Source organism: Streptomyces sp. NPDC048277 (assembly GCF_040652235.1).
Lineage (GTDB): Bacteria > Actinomycetota > Actinomycetes > Streptomycetales > Streptomycetaceae > Streptomyces.
Window position 1 is genome coordinate 64,143 of record NZ_JBEZLQ010000010.1, and the last position, 20,758, is coordinate 84,900.

The 20,758-nt window shown below is 72.6% G+C and carries 21 protein-coding genes; 5 read left to right on the top strand and 16 right to left on the bottom strand.

The features are described from left to right. Window positions 1–19 precede the first annotated feature (19 nt). Complete coding sequence (locus tag AB0D85_RS22270) at window positions 20–715, bottom strand: response regulator transcription factor (protein ID WP_362322713.1); 696 nt, start codon at window positions 713–715, stop codon at window positions 20–22. After that, the gene (locus AB0D85_RS22275; protein WP_362322715.1) at window positions 712–1,980 is read right to left on the bottom strand and encodes a histidine kinase; all 1,269 of its coding nucleotides are present in this window, start codon (window positions 1,978–1,980) and stop codon (window positions 712–714) included. The genes AB0D85_RS22270 and AB0D85_RS22275 overlap by 4 nt, the downstream gene beginning before the upstream one ends. Window positions 1,981–2,112: 132 nt before the next feature. On the opposite strand from AB0D85_RS22275, the gene AB0D85_RS22280 reads away from it, so the two are divergent. Beyond that, window positions 2,113–2,679 (top strand): methyltransferase domain-containing protein, encoded by a 567-nt coding sequence (locus tag AB0D85_RS22280; protein WP_362322717.1) that lies wholly within the window; start codon window positions 2,113–2,115, stop codon window positions 2,677–2,679. A 184-nt stretch (window positions 2,680–2,863) separates the two neighbouring features. Here AB0D85_RS22280 and AB0D85_RS22285 read toward each other — a convergent pair whose 3' ends face one another. Next, a complete protein-coding gene (locus tag AB0D85_RS22285) occupies window positions 2,864–3,529 on the bottom strand; it encodes a TetR/AcrR family transcriptional regulator (RefSeq protein ID WP_362322719.1) in 666 nt (221 codons plus the stop codon). 245 nt (window positions 3,530–3,774) lie between these two features. On the opposite strand from AB0D85_RS22285, the gene AB0D85_RS22290 reads away from it, so the two are divergent. Both AB0D85_RS22290 and AB0D85_RS22295 read left to right on the top strand, forming a co-directional pair. After that, window positions 3,775–5,211, top strand: a complete 1,437-nt coding sequence (locus tag AB0D85_RS22290; protein ID WP_362322721.1) for an MFS transporter — start codon at window positions 3,775–3,777, stop codon at window positions 5,209–5,211. Between the two features lie 203 nt (window positions 5,212–5,414). Then, window positions 5,415–6,326, top strand: a complete 912-nt coding sequence (locus AB0D85_RS22295) for a M56 family metallopeptidase (protein ID WP_362322723.1) — start codon at window positions 5,415–5,417, stop codon at window positions 6,324–6,326. A gap of 146 nt (window positions 6,327–6,472) precedes the next feature. Here AB0D85_RS22295 and AB0D85_RS22300 read toward each other — a convergent pair whose 3' ends face one another. Next, window positions 6,473–7,912, bottom strand: coding sequence for a molybdopterin-dependent oxidoreductase (locus AB0D85_RS22300; protein WP_362322725.1), 1,440 nt, complete (start codon window positions 7,910–7,912; stop codon window positions 6,473–6,475). Window positions 7,913–7,997: 85 nt separating this feature from the next. Between AB0D85_RS22300 and AB0D85_RS22305 the strand changes: the two genes are divergently transcribed. Together AB0D85_RS22305 and AB0D85_RS22310 are read left to right on the top strand one after the other, a co-directional pair. Then, entirely contained in the window at window positions 7,998–8,600 is a 603-nt protein-coding gene (locus AB0D85_RS22305; protein WP_362322727.1) for a TetR/AcrR family transcriptional regulator, read from the top strand. 2 nt (window positions 8,601–8,602) lie between these two features. Continuing rightward, a complete protein-coding gene (locus tag AB0D85_RS22310; RefSeq protein WP_362322729.1) occupies window positions 8,603–9,469 on the top strand; it encodes an alpha/beta hydrolase in 867 nt (288 codons plus the stop codon). On the opposite strand, the gene AB0D85_RS22315 is transcribed toward AB0D85_RS22310, so the two are convergent. From AB0D85_RS22315 to AB0D85_RS22370, 12 genes are all read right to left on the bottom strand, one after another. Continuing rightward, entirely contained in the window at window positions 9,447–10,751 is a 1,305-nt protein-coding gene (locus AB0D85_RS22315) for a condensation domain-containing protein (protein WP_362322731.1), read from the bottom strand. The genes AB0D85_RS22310 and AB0D85_RS22315 overlap by 23 nt on opposite strands. After that, complete coding sequence (locus AB0D85_RS22320) at window positions 10,748–11,827, bottom strand: hypothetical protein (protein WP_362322733.1); 1,080 nt, start codon at window positions 11,825–11,827, stop codon at window positions 10,748–10,750. The genes AB0D85_RS22315 and AB0D85_RS22320 overlap by 4 nt, the downstream gene beginning before the upstream one ends. Then, window positions 11,824–12,069 (bottom strand): hypothetical protein, encoded by a 246-nt coding sequence (locus AB0D85_RS22325; RefSeq protein ID WP_362322735.1) that lies wholly within the window; start codon window positions 12,067–12,069, stop codon window positions 11,824–11,826. The genes AB0D85_RS22320 and AB0D85_RS22325 overlap by 4 nt, the downstream gene beginning before the upstream one ends. Then, window positions 12,042–13,055 carry a hypothetical protein gene (locus tag AB0D85_RS22330; protein WP_362322737.1) on the bottom strand — a complete coding sequence of 338 codons (1,014 nt, stop codon included), beginning with the start codon at window positions 13,053–13,055 and terminating at the stop codon, window positions 12,042–12,044. The genes AB0D85_RS22325 and AB0D85_RS22330 overlap by 28 nt, the downstream gene beginning before the upstream one ends. Then, the gene (locus tag AB0D85_RS22335) at window positions 13,052–14,053 is read right to left on the bottom strand and encodes a Gfo/Idh/MocA family oxidoreductase (RefSeq protein WP_362322739.1); all 1,002 of its coding nucleotides are present in this window, start codon (window positions 14,051–14,053) and stop codon (window positions 13,052–13,054) included. Before AB0D85_RS22335 ends, AB0D85_RS22330 begins: the two co-directional genes overlap by 4 nt. Next, a complete protein-coding gene (locus AB0D85_RS22340; RefSeq protein WP_362322741.1) occupies window positions 14,043–15,407 on the bottom strand; it encodes a hypothetical protein in 1,365 nt (454 codons plus the stop codon). Before AB0D85_RS22340 ends, AB0D85_RS22335 begins: the two co-directional genes overlap by 11 nt. Continuing rightward, window positions 15,404–15,694 carry an acyl carrier protein gene (locus AB0D85_RS22345; RefSeq protein ID WP_362322743.1) on the bottom strand — a complete coding sequence of 97 codons (291 nt, stop codon included), beginning with the start codon at window positions 15,692–15,694 and terminating at the stop codon, window positions 15,404–15,406. The genes AB0D85_RS22340 and AB0D85_RS22345 overlap by 4 nt, the downstream gene beginning before the upstream one ends. Before the next feature lie 16 nt (window positions 15,695–15,710). Then, entirely contained in the window at window positions 15,711–16,886 is a 1,176-nt protein-coding gene (locus AB0D85_RS22350) for a radical SAM protein (RefSeq protein ID WP_362322745.1), read from the bottom strand. Beyond that, a complete protein-coding gene (locus AB0D85_RS22355) occupies window positions 16,859–17,800 on the bottom strand; it encodes a UTP--glucose-1-phosphate uridylyltransferase (RefSeq protein ID WP_362322747.1) in 942 nt (313 codons plus the stop codon). The genes AB0D85_RS22350 and AB0D85_RS22355 overlap by 28 nt, the downstream gene beginning before the upstream one ends. Before the next feature lie 13 nt (window positions 17,801–17,813). Next, complete coding sequence (locus AB0D85_RS22360) at window positions 17,814–19,037, bottom strand: nitric oxide synthase oxygenase (protein WP_362322749.1); 1,224 nt, start codon at window positions 19,035–19,037, stop codon at window positions 17,814–17,816. A gap of 177 nt (window positions 19,038–19,214) precedes the next feature. Continuing rightward, window positions 19,215–19,889 carry a sterol desaturase family protein gene (locus AB0D85_RS22365; RefSeq protein WP_362322751.1) on the bottom strand — a complete coding sequence of 225 codons (675 nt, stop codon included), beginning with the start codon at window positions 19,887–19,889 and terminating at the stop codon, window positions 19,215–19,217. After that, window positions 19,889–20,728: an SDR family oxidoreductase gene (locus AB0D85_RS22370; RefSeq protein WP_362322753.1), complete on the bottom strand. Its 840-nt coding sequence runs from the start codon at window positions 20,726–20,728 to the stop codon at window positions 19,889–19,891. The genes AB0D85_RS22365 and AB0D85_RS22370 overlap by 1 nt, the downstream gene beginning before the upstream one ends. Between the last annotated feature and the right edge of the window lie 30 nt (window positions 20,729–20,758).

Genomic DNA, 20,758 nt, shown 5'->3' on the forward strand with positions numbered 1-20,758 from the left:
ATGGTCCTGGCCTTTTGATTCAGTCCCCGGCCCGTATCAGCCCGCTCTCGTAGGCGAAGATCACTGCGTGGATGCGGTCGCGGAGGCCGAGTTTGGTCAGGACGCGGCCGAGGTGGGTCTTGACGGTCGTCTCCCCGACGAAGAGGCGGTCGGCGATCTCGCCGTTGGCCAGTCCCCGGGCGACCAGGGCGAGGACTTCCCGTTCCCGCTCGGTGAGCGCGGCCAGGCGGCTGCGCTGGGCGGGCACGGATGCGGGGGATTGCAGGACGAAGCGTTCGACCAGGCGCCGGGTGAGTGAGGGCGCCACCATGACCTCGCCCCTCAGCACCGCCCGTACGGTCACCAGGATCTCCTCGGCGGGGGCGTCCTTGACGAGGAAGCCGTTCGCGCCGGCGCGCAGGGCGGCGTAGGCGTACTCGTCGAGGTCGAAGGTGGTGACGACGAGGATCCTGGGCGCATGGGGCTGCGCGCAGAGGTGTTCGGTCGCGGCGAGCCCGTCCAGGCCGGGCATGCGTACGTCCATCAGGACGAGGTCCGGCTCCAGGGCGGCCACACCCGCGATCGCCGCGTCGCCGTCGGCGGCCTCGCCCACCACGGTGAGGTCGGGCTGGCTGTCGACGACCATGCGCAGTCCCATCCGGATCAGTTCCTGGTCGTCGCAGATCAGCACCCGCGACGATGACGACGAGGACGGGGTGGGGATCGGGCCGGTCATGGGGTCGCCGTGGTGGGCTCGGGGTCGGTGGGGCGCAGGAAGGCCGTGACCCGGTAGCCCCCGTCGGGCGTGGGTCCGGCGTCGACGCTCCCGCCGTACAGGGCGGTGCGTTCGCGCATGCCGGTGAGTCCGTGACCGCGGGCGCGCAGTCGGGCGGGGGGCTCCGGGACGGCTCCCGCTCCCGCTCCGGCCGAGTTCTCCACCCGGACGCGGACCAGCCGTCCGGGCCCCTCGGCACCGGTGTCGACCCGCACGCGGATCGTGGCGTTCGGCGGCCCGTGCTTGACCACGTTGGTGAGCGCCTCCTGCACGATGCGGTACGTCTGCACGGTGAGATCCGCCGGAAGGCCGCCCGGCTCTCCACGCAGGTCCAGCCGGGCGCGCGTGCCGTTCGTGTTGAGGCGCCCGACCAGCCGTCGCAGATCGGCCGAGAGGGACTCGCCGGCCCCACCGTCACCAGGTCCGGGGCCGTCCGCCGGGGCGTCCGCGTCGGGGGTGCGCAGCACCTCCAGCAGCCGGCGCAGTTCGTCCAGGGCTTCGCGGCCGGTCGCGCTGATGACGCCGAGAGTGCGGTCGACGACCGTGGGGTCGGTGTGCCGCATCAGCCTGCCGCCCTCGGCGTTCAGCACCATCACGCTCACGCTGTGCGCGAGGACGTCGTGGATCTCGCGGGCGATGCGAGCCCGCTCCTCGGCGACGGCGACCCGGGCCAGGGCGAGGCGTTCCGACTCGGCGAGCGCGGCCCGCCGCTCGAACTCGGCGACATAGGCGCGCCGGGCACGGACGTACTCGCCGAACACCCAGGCCCCGGCCAGCAGGAGCCCCACCGCGAGCGGGGTGAGCCAGGCACCGCGGGCACCCGGGCCCCCGTAGTCCCGTTGCCAGGCGGGAATCCACAGCAGCACACAGCCGGCGGCGCAGATCACCGTCGCCGCGGCGGCCCGGCGCAGGCCGCGTACGGTGAGGGTGGCCAGGACCGCGGCCAGGGCGACGGCGCCGCGTCCCGGTTCCTGTCCCCACACCTGGCCGAGGAACTGCGCCCAGAACGCGGCCGCCACCAGGGCCGCGACGAGCACCGGCCGGCGGCGCCGCCACAGCAGGGGCAGCACCAGGGCGGCGTACACGACCGTCTGGATCCAGACCGGCCGCCAGCCCGGCTGCGGGCGGATCACCGGGGGCACGGCAACCAGCACGACCAGTAGGACGTCCGTCACCCACGGATGCCCGCGCCGCAGGCGGGGCAGGGTCTCGATCAGCCGATGCACCACCTCACGCTATGGCCGGGGCCCGCTCCCCGGCATCGTCCTGGCGGGCGTCACGGGGTCCTCCCGCAGTCGTACGGACACCGGCCGGGGATACGACGTGCGGCCACCCGGGACGTTTCCAGCATGGCCACCATGTCGATCACCACCGAGTTCCTCAGGCGGCCCCTCATGACGGGTGCCGTGGCGCCCAGTTCACGACGACTGGCGTACGCGATGACCGAGGGCATCGGCCTGGAGCGGGCCCGGACCGTTGCCGAACTCGGCCCGGGGACCGGGGTGTTCACCGACGCGATCCTCGCCCGGCTCGCACCCGACGCACGGCTTGTCGCCGTCGAGCTCAACCCGGTGCTCGCCGCCCGGCTGTCGGCCACCCGGCGCGACACACGGCTGACCGTGGTGCAGGGTTCGGCGGCCGAGCTGGCCGTCGTGGCCGGCGAACCGGTCGACGCGGTGGTCTCCGGGCTGCCGTGGACGGTCATGCCGCAGGACCGGCGCGGGGACATCCTGGATGCCGTGACCGAAGTCCTCGCGCCCGGTGGCCGGTTCACCACCTTCGCCTACCTGCACGCGGCCTGGACCCCGCCCGCCCGTCACTTCACCGCCGAACTGGCCTGCCGTTTCGACCGGTTGGAACGCTCGAAGACGGTGTGGGCGAATCTGCCACCCGCTTTCGTGCACCGAGCAACCCGGAGGCCTTGATCGCGCGGATCGGGAAGCCAGGCGATCATCCACTGGTGATGACGCTCCGGATGGCCGGCATCCAGGACGTCCGGCGGCGTGCCCGCGCCCAGCGACCGAAGTCCCTCTGCACGCAGCCGGTCCAACTCGGTGCCGTCCGACCAGCCACTACGAATGACGAGCCGGCGCCCGACTCGTCACGCGGCTACGGCCGGGCCGGGTGCGGTGCGTAGCGCCCGAGGAACATGTCGACGCCGCTGATGAGCAGGCGTTCGGTGAGGTCGTCGTCGATGCCGGTGCCGTACGAGCTGAAGACCAGGTGGGGGAAGGGCAGCAGCGAGTAGAGCTGGAGGACCGCGACATCCAGGTCCGGGATGTCGAGGCGTCCCTGTTCGGTGAGCTGTCTGAGTGTTTCCGAGACCGCGGGGTGGTGGCGGTCGGGGCCGGTGTGGTGCCATGCCTCGCCCAGTTCCGGGAACCGGTGAAGCTCGCGGGCGACGAGGTTGCGCAGGGCGAGGACGTCCGGATTGTTGCGGGTGCCCTCGACCCAGGCCCGGCCTGCGGCGACGAGAGCTTCGCCGAGGTCCTCGGCGCCGACGATCCGGTCGATCGCCTCGGTGAGGGTGCCGCCGAGCGGGGCGTCCAGCGCGTCCTTGATGACGCCGGTGAACAGGTCCGCCTTGGTGCCGAAGTGGTTGTAGACGGTCACCTTGGACACGCCCGCTGCGTCGGCGATGGCCTCGACGCTGACATCGAATCCCTGCCCGAGGAACAGCTCGCGGGCCGCCTTCACGATGGCTTGGCGTTTGGCTTCGGCCCGTGGCCCGGCGGGCGGCTGTTTGGCGGGTGGCGCGGCGTTCTCGGGGCTCATGGCAGGAGTGTACCCGCATCTGAACTGAACGGTTGAGTTCATGTGAACTGTGCCGTACAGTTCAATTCTTGTGGCGGTACGACGGGCCGCACCGCAGCACGCCGGTGCGCCACTCGGTGAGGCTCCGCCGGTCCTCGCTGCGCGGCCCTCGACATCGTCATCGCCCTCTCCTTCTCGCCTCGCGCTCACCGTTCTCAACTCGCCGGTACGCCCCGTGCGCGTACCTCCTTCATGGAGGAGTCGTCATGAGTCACCCTCGCCGCACCGCCGATGCGGAGCACGCGGCGGCGTCACATGCGCCGGCGGTGCCGCGCCGCTGGCTGATGCTCACGCTGCTGTGCCTGGCCCAGTTCATGCTCATCCTGGACATCACGGTCGTGAACGTCGCCCTGCCCGGCATGGCCGCCGACCTCCACCTCGGCCGGGAGACGCTCACCTGGGTCGTCACCGCCTACACACTCTGCTTCGGCGGCCTGATGCTGCTCGGCGGTCGGCTCGCCGACGCGATCGGCGCCCACCGCACCCTGCTGGCCGGGGTCGCGGTGTTCACCGGGGCCTCGCTGGTCACCGGACTCGCCACCGGCGCACCCATGCTGCTGACCGGACGGGTCTTCCAGGGCATCGGCGCCGCGCTGCTGTCCCCGGCGGCACTGTCCATCGTCACCACCAGCTTCCGCGGCGAGGAGCGGAACAAGGCACTCGGCGTGTGGGCCGCCATCGGCGGCACCGGATCGGCGGTCGGCGTGCTCCTCGGCGGTGCGCTGACCGCCGGCCCCGGCTGGGAATGGGTCTTCTACATCAACGTCCCCGTCGGCGCCCTGGCTCTCGTGGCCCTGCCCGCGCTGCTGCCGCGCCGTACACCCCGGCCAGCGCGGCTCGACCTGCCCGGCGCCGCACTGGTCACGACAGGCACCGGATCACTGATCTACGGCCTGGTGAAAGCCGGGGACACGGGCTGGGGGAGCGCCGGTGCCGTCCTGCCGCTGCTCGGCGCCCTCGTCCTGTACGGCGCGTTCGCCGCCGTGGAACGCACCAGCCGGGCCTCGCTGATGGACCTGCGGATGTTCACCCGGCGCCCGGTCGTCGCGGGCGCGTTCCTGATGCTTGTCGCCACCGCTCTGCTGATCGCCTTCTTCTTCCTCGGCTCGGTCTACCTGCAGCAGCTGCGCGGCTTCAGCCCGCTGCGGACGGGGCTCGTGTTCCTGCCGGTGGCCGTGGCGACCGGGATCGGCGCCCACCTCGGATCCCGGCTGGTCGGGCGGATCGGCAGCCGTCCCACCGCCGTGGCCGGCATGGTGATCGCGGCGGGTGGCAGCGTCCCGCTGACCTGGCTGTCGGCCGACGACAGCGTGTATGCCGGACTGCTGCCCGGCCTGGCGATCGCCTCGCTCGGTCTCGGCGCGGTCTTCGTCACCGCCACGACCACCGCACTGGCCATGGTCGCCCACGAGGAGGCGGGATTGGCCTCGGGTGTCGTCAACACCTTCCACGAAGTGGGCGGTTCGATCGGCGTGGCCGTGATGTCGACGGTCGCCGCGGCCGGCATCGAGCACGGGGCGGTCGGTGGTTTCACGGACGCCTTCACGCTCGGCGCGGTCGCGGCCGCGGCGAGCGCGCTGGTCGCCCTGGCGCTCGTACCGCGCGGGAAGCCGCAGACGACCGGCGGCCCGCACGTCCACTGAGACCCCGGCGAGGGCGGTGGTACAGGCCGATGCCCTCGCCCTTGGCCCGAGGTGTCGATGCGGGAGGCCGGTGAGCGGCGCAGGCTGAGAGCCGGACGGCCCGGACCCGGCGGGCGCGCCGGCCGGTTTCGTGGAACAGACGAGTACGGTGGAGGCGGACGCGCTACGCTCGGCGCTCCGAGCGGTGAAGAGGCGGTTGGCGCATGATCACAGCCGCGGGGCTGGCCGGATACGCGGTCCTGGTGGGTGCCGTGGCGCCGCCCCTGCTGGCCAGGGCCCCGTGGGCGCACCGGGCGCCGGCTGCCGCGGTCCTGGCGTGGCAGGGCCTCATGGCCACGTTCGTGGTCGCCACCGCCCTCTCGGTGTACCACGTGGTGACGGCCGAACAGCATGTGCACGACGGAGTGATCGGGCTGCTCACCGCGTGCGGACTGTCCGCGGACGCCTCTTCGGCGGGCGACGCGCCCCCCACCCTCGACGACGCTCTGGCGATCGCGGCACCCGTCGTGGTCGTCCTGCTGCCGGCCGGATGGCTGGTCCAGTGCGCCTGGCGGGCGCGACGCGCCCGCAACCGGCAGCTGGACATGCTCACACTCGTCGGCGAACCCGCGCCCGAGTACGGCGCCACGATCGTCCGCTACGGCATTCCCGCCGTGTACTGCCTGGGCGGACGCCGCGCCCGCGTGGTCGTCACCAGCGGCGCGCTGGACATCCTCACCGAGGAGCAACTGCGTGCCGTGCTGGACCACGAGCGCGCTCACATCGCGGGCAGGCATCACCTGTTGAAGATCCTGGTGGACGCGTTCTCGCGCGCGTTCCGCGGTCTGCCGCTCGCCCGGCACGCCAAGGAGCAGACGAACCTGCTGCTGGAGATGATCGCGGACGACCGCGCCCTTCGGCATCACTCCAGGGTGGCGTTGGCGACGGCGATGTGCGAGGTCGCGGCGGGCCGAGCGCCGGCGGCGGCTCTGGGAGCGGGTGGATCGGGAGTCCTCGTCCGGCTGCGGCGCGTCCTTGCGCCGCAGCCCCGGCCGCACCGCGTGGCATGGCTGGGCATCGTCGTGGCCACGGTCGTGGCTCCGCTGCTGCCCCTGACGATGGCGTGCGTGCCCTGACCCCGCCGGGTCCCGCGCCGTTCCCGACCGGTGTGCGGCGCGGCGCCCGCGCACACCTCGTCACCAGGCCGTAGCGGCTCTGCCCGATGGTCCGGTCGGCCCCGCCCGTGCGGGCCGGGCCTGCCCTTTGGGCGGGTTGTGCCAGGTCAGGGCTCCGCGGTCACGGTGACGGTGTGGTAGCCGGAGGTGCCCGTGGGAAACGGGGCGCGAGGGACGGGGCTCTGCCGGGTCCCGTCACGGCTGCTGCAGCGGGCCTGGACGGTGTGGGCGCCGGGCATGAGGGGCACCGGGAGCCGCCAGCGGCGCCATGCGGCCGGGGCGAGTTCGGCGGCGAGTTCGGCCGGTGACCAGGGGCCGCCGTCGACGCGTACTTCGACCGTCTCGACGCCGTGCGGGGGTGCCCAGGCCACGCCTGCGCAGGTGACCATGGAGCCGGTGGTGCGTCCCGGTGCGGGGCTGTCGATGCGGGCGAGGGGGCGGACGTGCACCGGTTCGCGGGGCCAGCCGCGGGGCGGCCAGTAGTCGGGGTTGGGGTGCTCGGTCAGGCGCAGTCCGGTGAGCCACTTGGCGCCGGTGAACTGCCCGTAGATGCCCGGGACGAAGACCCGGGCGGGAAAACCGTGCGCGGCCGTGAGCGGTCGGCCGCCCATGCCCACGACGACGTAGGCGTCGGCGCGGTCCAGCAGCTCCAGCGGGAGGCTGCACTCCCAGCCGTCGACCGCGTGGGTCACCAGGTACCGGGCGCCGGGCCACGGGTCGGCCTTCGCCAGCAGGTCGCGTAGCGGAACGCCGGTCCAGCGCTGGTTGCCGAGCCGGTCCCATCCCAGGCGGTTGTGGACGCAGGAGAGCACCGCGTCGAACTCCACCAGGCCATGGGCGAGAAGCTGCGCGTAGGACAGGTGGTACGGCGCGGCGCACGCACCGGTCACGTTCAGTTCCCAGGAGTCGGCCGCGATCAGCGGTGGGCGCATCGTGACGTCGGTGACGTAGAAGTCCTCCACCGGGGTGAACAGCGGGCTGACCCCGCTCCAGCTCTCCGCGCCGTCGCGGGCGGGCGGCAGCGGGGAGGCCGCCTTCGGCAGGCGGGGGGCCTGCGCGGTGGCATGCAGGCGGACGCTCCGCGCGCGTAGGCCGAGGGAGACCGTCAGTGCCGCCGCGCCCGTCAGCGCGAGAGCCGGGGCGCGGCGGGCGGGAGCCGCCAGCGCCCCGGTCGTGACGGCCGCTCCGGCCGTGGCGGCTCCGAGCACGGCTGCCGCGGCCCTGTCGCCGGCCGGCCGCCGCAGGACGAGTCCGGCCCCGGCCGCCGCCATCGCGCCGACGGCCAGGCCGCGGGCCCGGGGGCTGCCGATCCGCCCGAGAGCCACCCCGGCCGCCGTGACGACGCCTACGATTGCCGCCCGAGTGGCCGCCTTGTCCGCTTCGCGGAGGTACTTGACGATCTGCTCGACCACCGGCATCGGCGTCGTGTCCACGATCAGCTTGCCCGCGGTGTCGACCAGGGACGGGCTCCCCAGTGCCGCCGCCAGCACCTCCGCCGTCCCCAGGCCGGCCAGCGCCGCCGCCCCGCCCCGTCGCCAGGCATCCATGGACACTCCCTTGTGAAACGGTGATGTACAGGATGTGCAACACTAGTGTTGCACAGACGATACGAATAGGGATCAGGGAGGGCCGGTGGCCGCTGCCAGCAGTCCGGCACTGGACGCGACGGTTCTGGCGGCCGCCGCGCAGGTGCTGGCCGAGCACGGCTGGCACGACTTCACCCTCGAACGCGTCGCCCAGGCCGCGGGTGTGTCCCGGGTGACCCTGTACCGGCGGGGCGTGACCAAGGACGTGCTGTTCGACGCGATCGTCGTCGGAGCGGCGCAGGCCTGGCAGGCGGCACTGTGGCCGGCCCTGACCGCCGACGGCAGCGGCGCGGCGCGGCTGAGGCGGGCGATGCGCGCGGCGTGCGCGGTGGTGGAGCAGCACCTGCAGCTGCTGACCGGGCTGTCCACCGTGCCCGACCCGGTCTTCCACCTCGACGGCGAGGACGGCACCGGCCACCGCACACGGGACATCTACGTCACCCCTTTCCGGCGCCTGCTGCAGGACGGGCAGGCCGACGGCAGCCTGCGCGCGGACCTTGACCAGGAACAGACCGCGACACTGCTGTTCAACGTGATCACCCGTACCTATCTGCACCTGCGCAGCGGGCACGGCTGGCCGCCGGACCGCACGGCCGACGCGCTGCTGGACCTGGTCACCCCCGGACTGCTGACAACCACCAAGGAGTAGCCATGGCGACCGCCGTCTCCGACCTCGGCCCCGTCCACGACGTCGAACTCCCGGACGGCGTCATCCGCTACCACGCGACCGGCGACGGCCCGCCCGTGGTGTTCGTGCACGGCATCATCGCCAACGCCGACGTCTGGCGCGGCGTCGTGCCCGTCCTGCGCGACCGCTACCGCTGCATCACCCCGGACTGGCCCCTGGGCGGTCACGTCCAGCCCATGCGCCCCGGCACCGACTTCACCCTGTTCGGACTCGCCGACCTCGTCCGACGCACCATCGCCGCCCTGGACCTCACCGCCCCCGCCCTGGTCGGCAACGACACCGGCGGCGCCATCTGCCAGGCCGTGGCCGCCCGTCATCCCGAGAGCATCGGCTCCCTGGTCCTCACCCCCTGCGACGCCTTCGACAACTTCCTGCCTCTGCCCATCCGCCATCTCCAGCTCTTCGGCCGCACCCCGGCGGGGCTGAAGGTTCTCGCCGAGACCCTGCGGCTGCGCGCCGTCCAGCGCCTGCCCATCGCCTTCGGCCTGCTCACCCGGCGCCCCATCCCCGCCGACATCATGGCCAGTTACACCGGCCCGCTGCGCGACGACCCCGAGGTCCGCCGGGACTTCGCCCAGCTGGTACGGGCCATCTCGCCCGCCTTCACCCGGGAGGCCGCCGAAGGCCTGCGCAGCTTCCCGCACCCGGCCCTGATCGCCTGGGCCCGGCAGGACTTCTTCCCGCTGGCTCACGGCGAGCGGCTGGCCGGCCTCATTCCCGACGCCCGGCTGCACGTCATCGAGGATTCCGGCCCCTTCGTCACCGAGGACCAGCCCGGCGAGACCGCCACGCTCATCGACGCGTTCCTCAAGGAGACCGCCGTGCTCTGACCTCAAGTCCGCTCAGGTGGGAGCGGAAGGTGTCGAGGAAGGCCACGACGGTGTCGTCGTTGTCGTCGTTGGCGTCATAGCCGATCCGGGCCATCAAGGCTCCTTCGGAAGAGCGCCGAACACGCAAGGAGTGGCCGGAACGGCCCGCGTCGTCCTGGTTTCCGGCCGAGTACACGACGGTGGCACCGGCCTCGGCGAAGGCGTAGGGGGTGGTGTCCCGGCTGGGCAGGTATTCGAACATGCGGTACCACGACGGTTCCAGGCCCAGGATGCCGGGCGCCAGGTGCGGTGCGATGCCCAGCATGTCGAGGACGGGGAACCGGGCGTGCTCGTATCCGTGCAGTACGGCGCCGCGGAGCACGGTCACGAAGTCCTCGGTGAGCCGGCGGCCGGGCCGCACGCGCAGCGGCAGGACGGTGGGGTAGAGGAACGGCCCGATCAGGTTGCGGACGGCGGGGTGGTCGCGCTGTTCGAAGACCGTGGTCACGATGAGGTCGTCGCGGCGGGAGCGGGCGCGGAGGGTGAGCACGTAGGCGGCGAGCAGGGTGATGAAGACGGTGCTGCGGTGCCTGCGGGACCAGGCCAGCACCGTCTCGACTCCGGCGTTGTCGAGCAGTTCGGCGCGAAGCACCCTGCCGTCCGCTGCGGCACCGGGGTGGAAAGGCCGGTCGCGTTCGTACGCGGGAACGCGGATGTCCGCCAGGGCGTCGTGCCAGGCCGCCCGGTCGCCGTCGGCTCTGGCACCGAGGCGGACGGCCTGCCGGCGGACGTACTCGCTGTAGGGGAGGGGGACGGGCGGCAGGCGCCGGCCCCGCAGCCGGGCGGTGTAGAGCGCGGCCAGTTCGCCGAGGGCCAGGCGGAGGGAGGTGGGGTCGACGGCGAAGTGGTGGCAGGCCAGCCCGAGCAGGTGGCGTTCGGCGGTGTGGGTGAGGAGGAAGCCGCGGGCCAGGACCGGGCGGGCGAGGTCGATGGTGGTGTCGTCGAGCAGGACGGTCATGGCCCGGAGGTCGTCCTCTAGGACGCCGGTGGAGTCGACCGGCTCCAGCGCGGTCCTGCCGGCGGGGCGGATCTCGGCGTGGGTGGTGCCGGGCACCGGGTGGGTCCTGAGGACGGCGTGGCGCATGACGAGGTCGTCGAAGGCGGCGTCGAGCGTCCGGGTGTCCAGGGGGCCGGTGATGTCGACCAGGACGGTGAGGACGGCCCGGGGGCCGGCGAGGTAGCCGGGGCTCAGTTGTTCCATGCGGACCGCTGTCTGCTGGAACACGGACATGGGATGGCTCATCGCATGGCCTCCTCGATCAGGTGCTGTGGGTAGCCGGCGGTCCGGGCACGGGCGTCGAGCAGGTTGTGGTGGAGCCGTTCGAGCAGGGATGTCGACCAGCCGCTGTCCTGCCACTCGTCGTACGGGATGCCGAAGCCGAGCCCCTGCCACAGGTCGGCATTGCGTGCTTCGTGGTCGCCGAAGGGTTCGAGCAGGACCACGGGGGTGGCGGCGGCGAGCGAGTCCATGAGGGTGCCGCCGCCGGGTTTGCTGACCACGGCCTTCGCCTCGCGCGTGAGGAGGAAGGAGGAGTGGTGGCTCTCGCCCCGTCGGTAGTCCACGGTCCCGTCCGGCCGTACGGTGCCGAAGGGCGGGAAGCCGGTGTCGTGCCAGGGGTGCCACTCCGGGTCGATCATGAAGTGGCGGTGCGTGCTGCCGTGGGCGACGTCTGCGGGTTCGTACGCGACGATGTCCAGGGCGAGACCGTGCTCGCCGAGTTCGCGGGAGCGGGCGGCGTACGTTCCCATCCCCCAGCCGCCGCCGTGGATCAGGAAGCGGGCGGACCGGCGGAGCCAGGGGACGGGGGGCCGCGGGTCGACGGGGATGGTGCGCGCGATACCGCCGTCATGTTCCTCCAGGAGCCAGATGTCCCGCGGATCGGCCGCCCGCAGCCCGTCGGGGACGGCCGCGGCGGCGGAGACGAAGGACGCGGAGGCGACCGAGTCGACGTGGCAGGCGTGGACCCGCACGCCCGGGCGGCGGGCGGCGTAGCGGTGCGCGGTGGGCAGCCAGAAGCCGGAGAACAACACGAGCAGGTCCACGCCGTCGGCGTCCCAGGCGGTCAGCAGCTCCTCGACGAGCCGGTCGTCCGGCACGGTGGGGTTGCGCCGGGACAGCCGCTGGCCGGCGAGTGCCAGCCGGAAGTCGCGGTGGAAGGCGTTCTTGGAGGCCGGGATGCGCTCGCGCGCGGCCCGGGACAGGTGGTTCTCGAGAACGTCGACGCGGACCGGTACGCCCGCTTCGGCCAGGCGGCGGGCCAGGAGCAGCCCGGGGACGTGCACGCCCAGGGCGACGCCGGAGGTCAGTACGGCGATCACCGGGTGGCCCCGGTGGCACGGCGCGGGGAGCGTACGGCGGCGGCCGGTCCGCGGCGGGAGAACCGGAGGGCGGCGACGCGGCGGGCAGCGCGGCAGCCGCGGGGTGTGCCCTCCACGATCGTGATCAGGTGCAGGCGGACCTGGTGGCGGGCCCGGCGACGGCGCGGCGCCGGAGTGAACGCCTCGCGCACGGAAGCGGTGAGCTGCCCGGTGGTCAGTTCCCGTTCGGTTCTGCTGCGCACAGCGGTGGCACTCCTTTCAGGAGCCGGACCATCGGGATCACGAACAGGGAGCTGAGCAGGGCGCGCGACAGCAGATACATGCTGGACCAGAGCAGGCTCAGGGCGACCGCGTCGGCGCGGGAGAGCAGGTGCCAGGTGTCGGTGAGCAGCAGGACGCACACCCCCTGGGGGCCGCCGTATCCGCCTACGGACAGGGGCAGCTGGGTGGCCAGGAGGAAGACCGCGCAGAACTGTGCCAGGCGTTCCCGGCCCAGGTCCGCCCCGACGGCGAGCGTGAGCACCTGCCAGGCCGCGCACATGGCGACGACCCCGCCGAACCGCAGCAGGAGCTGGACCGCCATCTCGGCCGGGCGGGTCCTCGCGATCACCGACAGAAAGGCACTGCCGCGGACGCGGGGCAGCACCCGCCGGGCGGCCGGCAGCCACATCCACAGCAGGAAGGCCGCCAGGACCGTGGCGATGGCGGAGCCCACCGGCACGGCGCCGCCCGGCAGACCGCCGCCGAACGCGGCGCCGGCCCCGACGCAGGTGACGACCACGATGCCGTCGGCCACCGTCAGGACTTCGGTGGCGCCCAGGGTCCGGATGGCTCCCACCTGCCAGCGGCGGCGGAAGTACAGGGGGGCGATCAGCTTGGTCAGGGGAGGGAAGAACACCCCGAGCAGCTGCTTGCCGCACACGATGACCGTCACGTCCCGTACGGGCACGTGGGGGGCGAGGTGGCGCCGGTAGACAAGGGTGAAGCGGGCTACGTCCAGGAGGGAGAAGGCGGCCGTGTAGCCGAGGGCCACCAGGGCGACCACGGTGACGTCCGTCCCGCGCGCGGCATGGGCCAGCGCGGCCCGGTCCACACCGCGCAGAGCCCACCAGCAGAGGGCCGCGGTGGCCGCGGTGGCCGTGACGGCCGGCGTGGTGCCGGCCGCGGACAGGCGGCGGCCGCGACGGCCACGTCGGTCGGGGTTCACGCTGCGGTCGGCGGCGGTCACCGGACGGCCTCCCGGTCCCGGCGGCGCAGGGCGTGGCGGTAGCAGTCCTCCATGAGGGAGATCCGCTGCGCCGTCTCCGGCGAGGGCCCGGCGGGCGGCTCCGACAGCCGGGCCAGGAGGCGGTCCAGCTGGTCGTCGTAGTAACACGTCGCGGGGAAGGACACGACGCGGCGCGGGCCGTCGTACGGGGCGACGACCAGGTTGACCGGGAAGCGACCGGCGGCGGGCAGCAGGAAGTTCCGCAGCCGCACTCTGCCGCCGGTGAACTCGAACTCGTGGTCCGCGCGGTGCTGTCGGGACAGCGCCGCGTGCAGGGTGGCCGGCGGACCGGAGGGCCGACGCAGGGTGGCGGTGAAGTCCAGGTCCACGCCGTTCGGCCCCTCGAAGCCGGAGTCGCCCTCGGCGACCGCGCCGTCGAGGCCCACGGTGGCCTGGAGCGCCTGGAGCCAGTAGGAGGCGGTGTCGAAGAAGGCGCCGCCGCCGAGGCCGGGGCGGTAGCGGTAGCCGCTGGTGCGCGGTGCCCGGAAGGCGATCCGGGAGGAGACGGCGGTCGGCACTCCCAGCTCCCCGGTGGCGATCAGCGAGCGTACGGCGTCCTGCCAGGGGTGGCCGGCGGTCATCACCGCCTCCACGACGCGGACCCGGGTGGTGTCGGCGGCCTGCCGCATCGCCTCCAGTTCTCCGCGCCCGAGGCAGAGCGGCTTCTCCACCACGACGTTCTTGCCGGCCTCGGCCGCCGCGACCGCCCAGCGGGCGTGCGCGGAGTTGTGCAACGAGATGTACACGGTGTCGATGGCCGGATCGTCCAGCAAGGCCCGGTAACCGGTGTGGGCGACGGGCAGGCCGTGCCGGGCCCGGAACGCCGCGGCCCGCTCGGGGGTGCCGGCGGCGACCGCCCGGACCTCGACGTCCGCGCGGCACCGGGCGGGGGCGAGCAGGGCGCGCTCGGCGACCCCGGTGGCGCCGATCAGCCCGATCCGCGTGACCTCAGGAGACATGGGCCACCTCGACGGCAGCGGTTTCCACCGCTTCCCGCACCGCCCGGTCCAGCGCGGCCCGCAGCAGCCGGTCCTGCTCGGGACTCTCGGCGACGACGGCGTAGTACAGCCGCCCTCGCGGGTACAGCAGGGTGCCCGCCGACAGCGGGAGCACGCCGGTACCCCCGGCGCGGTACAGCACGTCCTCGTCGTCGAGCGCGGTGGCCAGCCGGGTGAAGGCCTGGTGCGGATCGGGCACGGCAGGGCGAACGGAGCGCACGCCGAGCCGGACCGCCGGGCCGGTGCCCTCGCCACCGGACAGCCGCCGCTCCAGCAGCAGGCCGATCAGGCCCATGGACATCCGCGGGTTGATCTCCAGTACCGGGACGACGGTGCCGTCGCGCAGCAGCATGGAGTCGACGCAGGCCGGCCCGTGGTATCCCGAGGCCGCCAGCGCGGCGCCGACGTGCCGCATCGTCTCCTGGTAGCCGCCCGCGTCCAGCCGCCGGGCCAGGGCTCGCCCGGGCGGTGCCGAACCGGCGTAGGAGAACGTGGCGTTCCGCATGAGGCGTACGCCGTGCCAGCCGATGCCCCCACCGCGCAGGACGTCGAAGTGGGCGGAGAAGTCGGCCACGGCGTCGTAGCGGGGCTGCACGAGGAGTTCGACGGCGGCGCCGGACTCGACCTGGCGTTCCAGGGCGCGCGCGACGGAGTCCAGCACGCGGGGCGAGGTGATGGCCAGGGTGCCGCGCCCGGCGACGCCGTAGGGGTCCTTGACCAGGACCGCGCCGGTGCCGTCGCCGGGTCTGTCGCCGATCCGTACGACCTCGGCACGCAGTGCCGCTGTCGAGGTGACCGTGGTGCCCGCGCCGGGCAGTCCGAAGGCACGGACGACCATGTTGGACCAGGTCTTGGAGGACACGGCGCGGACGGCGCCGATCTCGGGCAGGCGGCCCCGCAGGCCGCAGTTCCGGACCAGGGCGGCCGTCTCGGGCAGTACGGCGTACGGGGCCAGGCGGTATCCGTCCAGGCCGGCCGGGGGCGCGGCCAGCAGCCGCTGCTCCGTGCCGATTCCCTCCGCACCGTCCGGGACGGCCGGAGCCGGGCGGTGCCGCAGGGGCAGACCCGCTGCGGCCAGCACGGTGCGATACGACCGCGGCACGTCCGCGCCGGTGACGAGCAGGTCCTCGGGGCCGCAGGCGGCGGCCAGCAGTTCGTCCATGGCAGCCACCGCGCGGTCGCCCTGGATGTCCCGGACCGTGGGGAGAGCGGCCAACCCCTCGGGGCGCCACCGGCGTTCGGCGTCGAACGTGCCGAGGCGCACCGCCCCGCGAGGCTCGCCGGGTCTGGTGGCGCCGCTCGCTGCGGCGCTCACGACGGGCGGCCCGCCTCGGCCAGGACGAAACGGCCGAGTTCTCGAAGGGAGCCGACCTGATCCAAGGTCAGGTCCTCGAAGTCGAGCTCGACGTCGAACTCGTCCTCCAGCCGCAGCAGGAAGTTGATCATCTGGATCGAGTCCAGGCCCAGATCGTGGACGATGTCCGTGTCGCCGCTGATCCCGGCGATCAGTGCGTGATCGCCGATGATCTCGGCGAGGAGCCTTTTCAGGCGCTCCTCGACGTCGGCCTCACGGCTCTGTCCGAGAACGTCCGTGCGGTTCATCCGGTGGTCCATCCGGTCACATCCCGTTGAGATAGAGGAGAATGCATTTCGAGCAGACCGGCATCAACGCGGTGCCGCGCAGCACTTCCCGCACCCGCCGGAAAGTCTCGCTCTGCCAGATCTCGCGGACGCCGTGCTCGTGGAGGTCGCCGACGACGAACTCGGGAAAGAACTTGCAGGAGCTGACCCTGCCGTCGGCGTGGACCTCCAGACGATTGGACACGGCGAGGCAGCGACTGCGCCGCTGGGCCGGCGCGGGTGTTCCGAGAACGAAGTCGGCCACCTCGTCGATCTCCAGCTGCGGTTGGTAGCGGATACGCGCCCGCCAGACCCGTCCGGCCAGTTTCCTCATCGATTCCCTGAGTACGTCGATGAGTTCTGGTTTCAGCCGGTAGGTGTAGGAGTGCCAGGTCGGCCTGGTGCCCGCGGCAGGCGGGTTCAGCCAGGAGAAGCAGTCTTCGTACAGCAGGTCCATGGACCGAGCCACCGCCGGGCTGATGTACCAGGGAAACTGGAAGTACACGCTGTTGACGCCGAGATCCTCGGCCCACTCCATGAACTCGTACATCCCGCCGACGGTGTCGTTGCCGACCATGCAGGAAACGGAGATCTCCCCCTGGTACTCGCCCGTGCGCCGCAGGTCGAGCAGGGCGCGTATGTTGCGGACGGTGCGCGGGAAGGTGCCGCGGCCGCGCAGCGCCTCGTGGTCGGCCCCCAGGCCGTCCAGGCTGACGAGGAGGTTCAGGCCGGGACCGAGGGCGAGCAGATGGGGCAGACTGCGTTCGAGCAGAAGGCCGTTGGTGCACATCACGACGGTCCGGGGAGTCCGGGCGAGCAGTTCCGCGACCTCGCCGAAACGAGTGTGCATGAGGGGCTCGCCGCCCCACAGGAACACCTTGGCCCGCTGGGCGTCGGTGGCGCGCAGGACCTTGTCAACGATGTCCAGGTCCAGCTCGGTGCGCTGCTTCTCCTTGCCGTAGCCGTGGAAGAACCCCTGGTCGTTCCACTGGTAACAGTGCTCGCAGCGCAGGTTGCACCGGTAGGTGAGCTGCATGCTCACCTCGCGGGGCAGGGGGGTCGCGTAACCCGCGTCCCGGGCTGTGCGGCGGCGGCCCTCGGCCTGGAGGGCGACGGTGCGGCGGAGGTCCTCGAACTCCTTGGCGTTCAGCGTTCGGGCTGTCCTTGGGTGCATGAAGGTGTCTCTCGGCGAGGGGATGAATACGGCTCGGTACACGGTTCGCCGACGAGCCGGCGCAGGTGGGGGCCGTATTCGGGGTCGGACAGGGCGGTCGTGAACTGGGCGGTGAGGTAGGCCAGCGGGTTGCCGGTGTCGTACCAGCGGCCCTGGAGGACCTGTCCGTGGACGGTGTGGCTGCCCGCGTAGGCGCTGATGGCGTCGGTGAGGCAGAGCTCGCCGGTCCGCCGCTCGTACCACCGCTCGGCCTGTTCACGCAGTTCGTCGACGATGCCGGGGGTGATGACGTATCCGCCGATGGCCGCGTAGGCCGAGGGGGCGTCCCGCGGCTCGGGCTTCTCGACGAGACCGGTGATGCGCAGGAGTCCGCCGCCCAGGTCGTCCTCGACCACGGGCACCCCGTAGTGCCGGGAGTCGGCGGGGTCCATCGGCATGAGGGCGAGCACCGGGCAGCCGGTCTCCTCGTACGCCGTGATCAGCTGCCGTGTGCGCGGCACCTCGGCGACGAAGACGTCGTCGGGCCACAGGACGAGCATCGGCTCATCGCTGTGGTGCCGCGCGGCGTTGAGGACCGGGGTGCCGTTGCCGTACGGGCCGTCCTGGTCGAGGTAGGTGATGCGGCCGAGCCGGGACAGTTCGCCGACCTCCTCCACCGCGTCGGCGCGGGCGGACCTGCCGTCCGCCCGCAGCCGGGCGACGAGGGCGGGGTCGGGCCGGAAGTGGTCCCGGATCAGATCCTTGCCGGCCGAGGTGACGATGGTGATGTCCGTGATGCCGGAGGCGAGGAGTTCGCGGACGGTGTGCTCGATCACCGGTTTGTCGCCGACCGGCAGCATCTCCTTCGGCAGTGCCTTCGTCAGCGGAAGCAGGCGGGAGCCCAGGCCCGCGGCGGGGAGGACCGCCCTCATCATGACCACCTGCCCCTCATGGCTGCCGGTCGTGGCCGAACGGGCAGTGGCCCCTGCCCAGTGCTCGGGCGTCGTCGTCGAGGTAGAAGTTGGGGCGCTGGTCGGCCTGGTCGTAGTAGCGGTGGAAGACCGGTGTGATGCCCCCCGAGACCGGTGGGACGATCCAGGTCCAGTCGGCGGGCACCGTTCGGCCCGCTCGTTCTTCCTTGGCCAGGTGGGTCAGGAAGCGGCGGGACTCGGTGTGGTGGTCGCTGATGCGGGCGCCGGCCCTGGTGAAGGAGTGCAGGACGGCGACGTTGAGTTCGACCAGTGCGCGGTCGCGCCACAAGGTGGTCTCGTCGCCCGTGTCGAGACCGAGGCGGGCGGCGATGAGGCCCAGCAGGTTGTAGCGGCCCTCGTCGACGAGGTTGCGGGCGCCGATCTCGGTGCCCATGTACCAGCCGTTGAAGGGGGCGAGCGGGTAGTCGACACCGCCGATGCGCAGGCGCATGTTGGAGATGGCGGGCAACGCGTGCCAGCGCAGACCGAGTTCGGCGAACCATGGGTGGTCCGGGTGGCGGAGGGGGACTTCCAGGACGGCGTCGGCGGGGAGGTCGAACAGCTGTGGCTTGGTGTCGTGGGTGTCGATGACCAGCGGCAGGACGTCGAAGGAGCCGCCGGGGCCGTTCCAGCCCATGCGCTGGACCATGTCGGTGAAGTCGGCGTACGCGGCGTCGCCGACGACATCGCCGTCGGGCCGTCGGTAGCCGGCGTACCGGATGAGCTGGTCGTTCCATACCCGGGGGCCGGGGCGGTCGGGGGTGTCGGGGGCGAAGACGGAGATCGTGGGGCGGATGCGTCCGTCGTTGGTGCCGCGGCGCATGTGGGTGATCAGGTGCTCGTGGATCTCCTCCGGCGTGTCGGCCTCCCGCCGGTCCACGACCTGCAGGCTGTTCCAGTACAGGCGGCCGATGCAGCGGCTGCTGTTGCGCCAGGCCACGCGGGCGCCGAAGGTCAGCTCGTCGGTGGTGTGGTGGTAGGTGCCGGTTTCCTCGATCTGCCGCTGGACCTGCCGCAGGCGCGCATGGAGGGTGACCGGCTGGCCGGGGTGTTCGAGGTGGTGCAGGCGGACGAAATCCAGGGCCTCGGCCAGGTCCGTCCGACGCGGCGGCGCGGCGGGACCACGGAGCGGGGCGGTCGGTTTCGGAGGGGCGTCCGGCGCGGGGGCGAGGCGTGCTGCGAGGGTGTCGGATGAGTTCATGGCCTGGTCCTCGGAGAGGGGGCGGGGCGGCCCGTGACGACTGGGGCGGGAGGAGCGGCCGGTGGCCGTCCGCCGTACGGGCGTGGGCGCCCGCGCCGGCCACCGGGGCCGGGCATCGACGACGGGTGGTGGCCCCGGTGGTGGCGAAGGCGCGCACGCTGCTTGCGGGACGGACGGTCAGGCGCCGCCGGATGCGGCGCCCGCGGGCTGCCCGGCCTTGGGGGCACGGGCGATGGAGGTGCCGAACAGTTCGTCCCAGTACGGGGCGCTGATGCCGAAACCACGGCTGTCGTCGCGGAAGTGGTGGCGCATGTGGTACTCGCGCAGGGTGCGCAACAGGCGGTTCTTCGGCCTGCCGTGGTGGAGGTAGAGGTGGAACAGGTCGTATGCGAGGTAGCCGGCGACGTAGCCGGTGCCGAAGACCGACGGGACGCCCAGGAGGCCGCTGGAGATGTAGAGGGTCGCCGCGACCATGGGGATGCTCAGCAGCGGACTGAGGATGGAGCGGCGCATGTCCTGCGGGTAGTCGTGGTGGATGCCGTGCAGGACGTAGTGCAGCTTGGCGCCGAAGCCGCGCTCGGGCTCGTAGTGCAGGACGATGCGGTGGCCCCAGTACTCGCTCAGGGTCCAGGTGACGTAGCCGGCCAGTGCCCAGCCCGCCATGGCCCAGCCGCCGGTCCCGCCGGCGGAGAGTGCCGCGGCGACGGCCGCGACGGGGGTGAACATCGCGACGGTGGTGACGGGGTGGACGTGGACGAGCCGGTCCAGCAGCGGGATGCCGGTCACGGAGGGGGCGTTTCCGCGGCGGACGGCGCCCTTGGTGGAGTACGGCCGCTGGGTGGGCGTGGCCATCAGGAGGCCTCCCTCGGCAGAGTGTGGCCCAGCCGGGCCTCGTAGGCGGTACGGGCCTGGAAGTCGGTGGTGCGCAGCAGTTGGTCGGCCTTGAGGAACCGGCCCATGGCGTCCCGCCATGCCTGGGGGAGCAGGTAGAGGGAGCGGGTGACCGGGTTGGTCCAGCCGGGGACATAGACGTTGTAGCGGGGGCGGCGCGCGGTGCGGAGCACCGCGGCGGCGATGTCCCGCGGGGTCAGCAGGGGCACGAAGCGGCCCTTGCCGACACCGGAGGTCAGCTCGGTCCGGGCCGGGACGGGAAGGATGATCGAAAGATCCACGCCCGAGCCGCGCAGTTCGGCGCGGGCCGCCTCGGAGAGCCCGACCACGCCGTGCTTGGCGGCCGAGTAGGTGGCGCAGCCGGGCAGGCCCACCATGCCGACGGCGGACACCATGTTGATGATGTGCCCGTGGCCGCGCTCGCGCATCGGGCCCATCGCGGTCTTCATGCCGTGGATGGTGCCGAGGAGGTTCACCTCGACCTGGTGCACGGTGGCGTCGTCGGTCTCGTGCTCCAGCCGGCTGACGATCATTTCGCCGGCGTTGTTGACGAGGATGTCGACGGGGCCGAGTTCGGCCTCGACGAGCTTCCAGAACTGCTTGACCGACGCGGGGTCGGTGACGTCCAGCGGGTAGGCGTGTGCGCCTATCTCGTCGGCCACCTTCGTGGCGGACTCGATGTTCCGGGCGCCGATGGCGACCTTGGCGCCCTTGGCGATGAACATCTCGGCCGACGCGCGGCCGATGCCTCGGCTGCCGCCGGTGATGGCGACCACCTGGTTGGTGAGATTCCTGGACATGTTTCCTCCAGTGGGGCGGGACGGGGCGGA

Excerpts from the sequence above, each read along its gene's own strand:
- AB0D85_RS22270 (WP_362322713.1), bottom strand. The coding sequence starts at position 715 with ATGACCGGCCCGATCCCCACCCCGTCCTCGTCGTCATCGTCGCGGGTG.
- AB0D85_RS22280 (WP_362322717.1), top strand. The coding sequence starts at position 2,113 with ATGTCGATCACCACCGAGTTCCTCAGGCGGCCCCTCATGACGGGTGCC.
- AB0D85_RS22285 (WP_362322719.1), bottom strand. The coding sequence starts at position 3,529 with ATGAGCCCCGAGAACGCCGCGCCACCCGCCAAACAGCCGCCCGCCGGG.
- AB0D85_RS22290 (WP_362322721.1), top strand. The coding sequence starts at position 3,775 with ATGAGTCACCCTCGCCGCACCGCCGATGCGGAGCACGCGGCGGCGTCA.
- AB0D85_RS22295 (WP_362322723.1), top strand. The coding sequence starts at position 5,415 with ATGATCACAGCCGCGGGGCTGGCCGGATACGCGGTCCTGGTGGGTGCC.
- AB0D85_RS22300 (WP_362322725.1), bottom strand. The coding sequence starts at position 7,912 with ATGGATGCCTGGCGACGGGGCGGGGCGGCGGCGCTGGCCGGCCTGGGG.
- AB0D85_RS22310 (WP_362322729.1), top strand. The coding sequence starts at position 8,603 with ATGGCGACCGCCGTCTCCGACCTCGGCCCCGTCCACGACGTCGAACTC.
- AB0D85_RS22315 (WP_362322731.1), bottom strand. The coding sequence starts at position 10,751 with ATGAGCCATCCCATGTCCGTGTTCCAGCAGACAGCGGTCCGCATGGAA.
- AB0D85_RS22335 (WP_362322739.1), bottom strand. The coding sequence starts at position 14,053 with ATGTCTCCTGAGGTCACGCGGATCGGGCTGATCGGCGCCACCGGGGTC.
- AB0D85_RS22345 (WP_362322743.1), bottom strand. The coding sequence starts at position 15,694 with ATGAACCGCACGGACGTTCTCGGACAGAGCCGTGAGGCCGACGTCGAG.
- AB0D85_RS22350 (WP_362322745.1), bottom strand. The coding sequence starts at position 16,886 with ATGCACCCAAGGACAGCCCGAACGCTGAACGCCAAGGAGTTCGAGGAC.
- AB0D85_RS22355 (WP_362322747.1), bottom strand. The coding sequence starts at position 17,800 with ATGATGAGGGCGGTCCTCCCCGCCGCGGGCCTGGGCTCCCGCCTGCTT.
- AB0D85_RS22360 (WP_362322749.1), bottom strand. The coding sequence starts at position 19,037 with ATGAACTCATCCGACACCCTCGCAGCACGCCTCGCCCCCGCGCCGGAC.
- AB0D85_RS22365 (WP_362322751.1), bottom strand. The coding sequence starts at position 19,889 with ATGGCCACGCCCACCCAGCGGCCGTACTCCACCAAGGGCGCCGTCCGC.
- AB0D85_RS22370 (WP_362322753.1), bottom strand. The coding sequence starts at position 20,728 with ATGTCCAGGAATCTCACCAACCAGGTGGTCGCCATCACCGGCGGCAGC.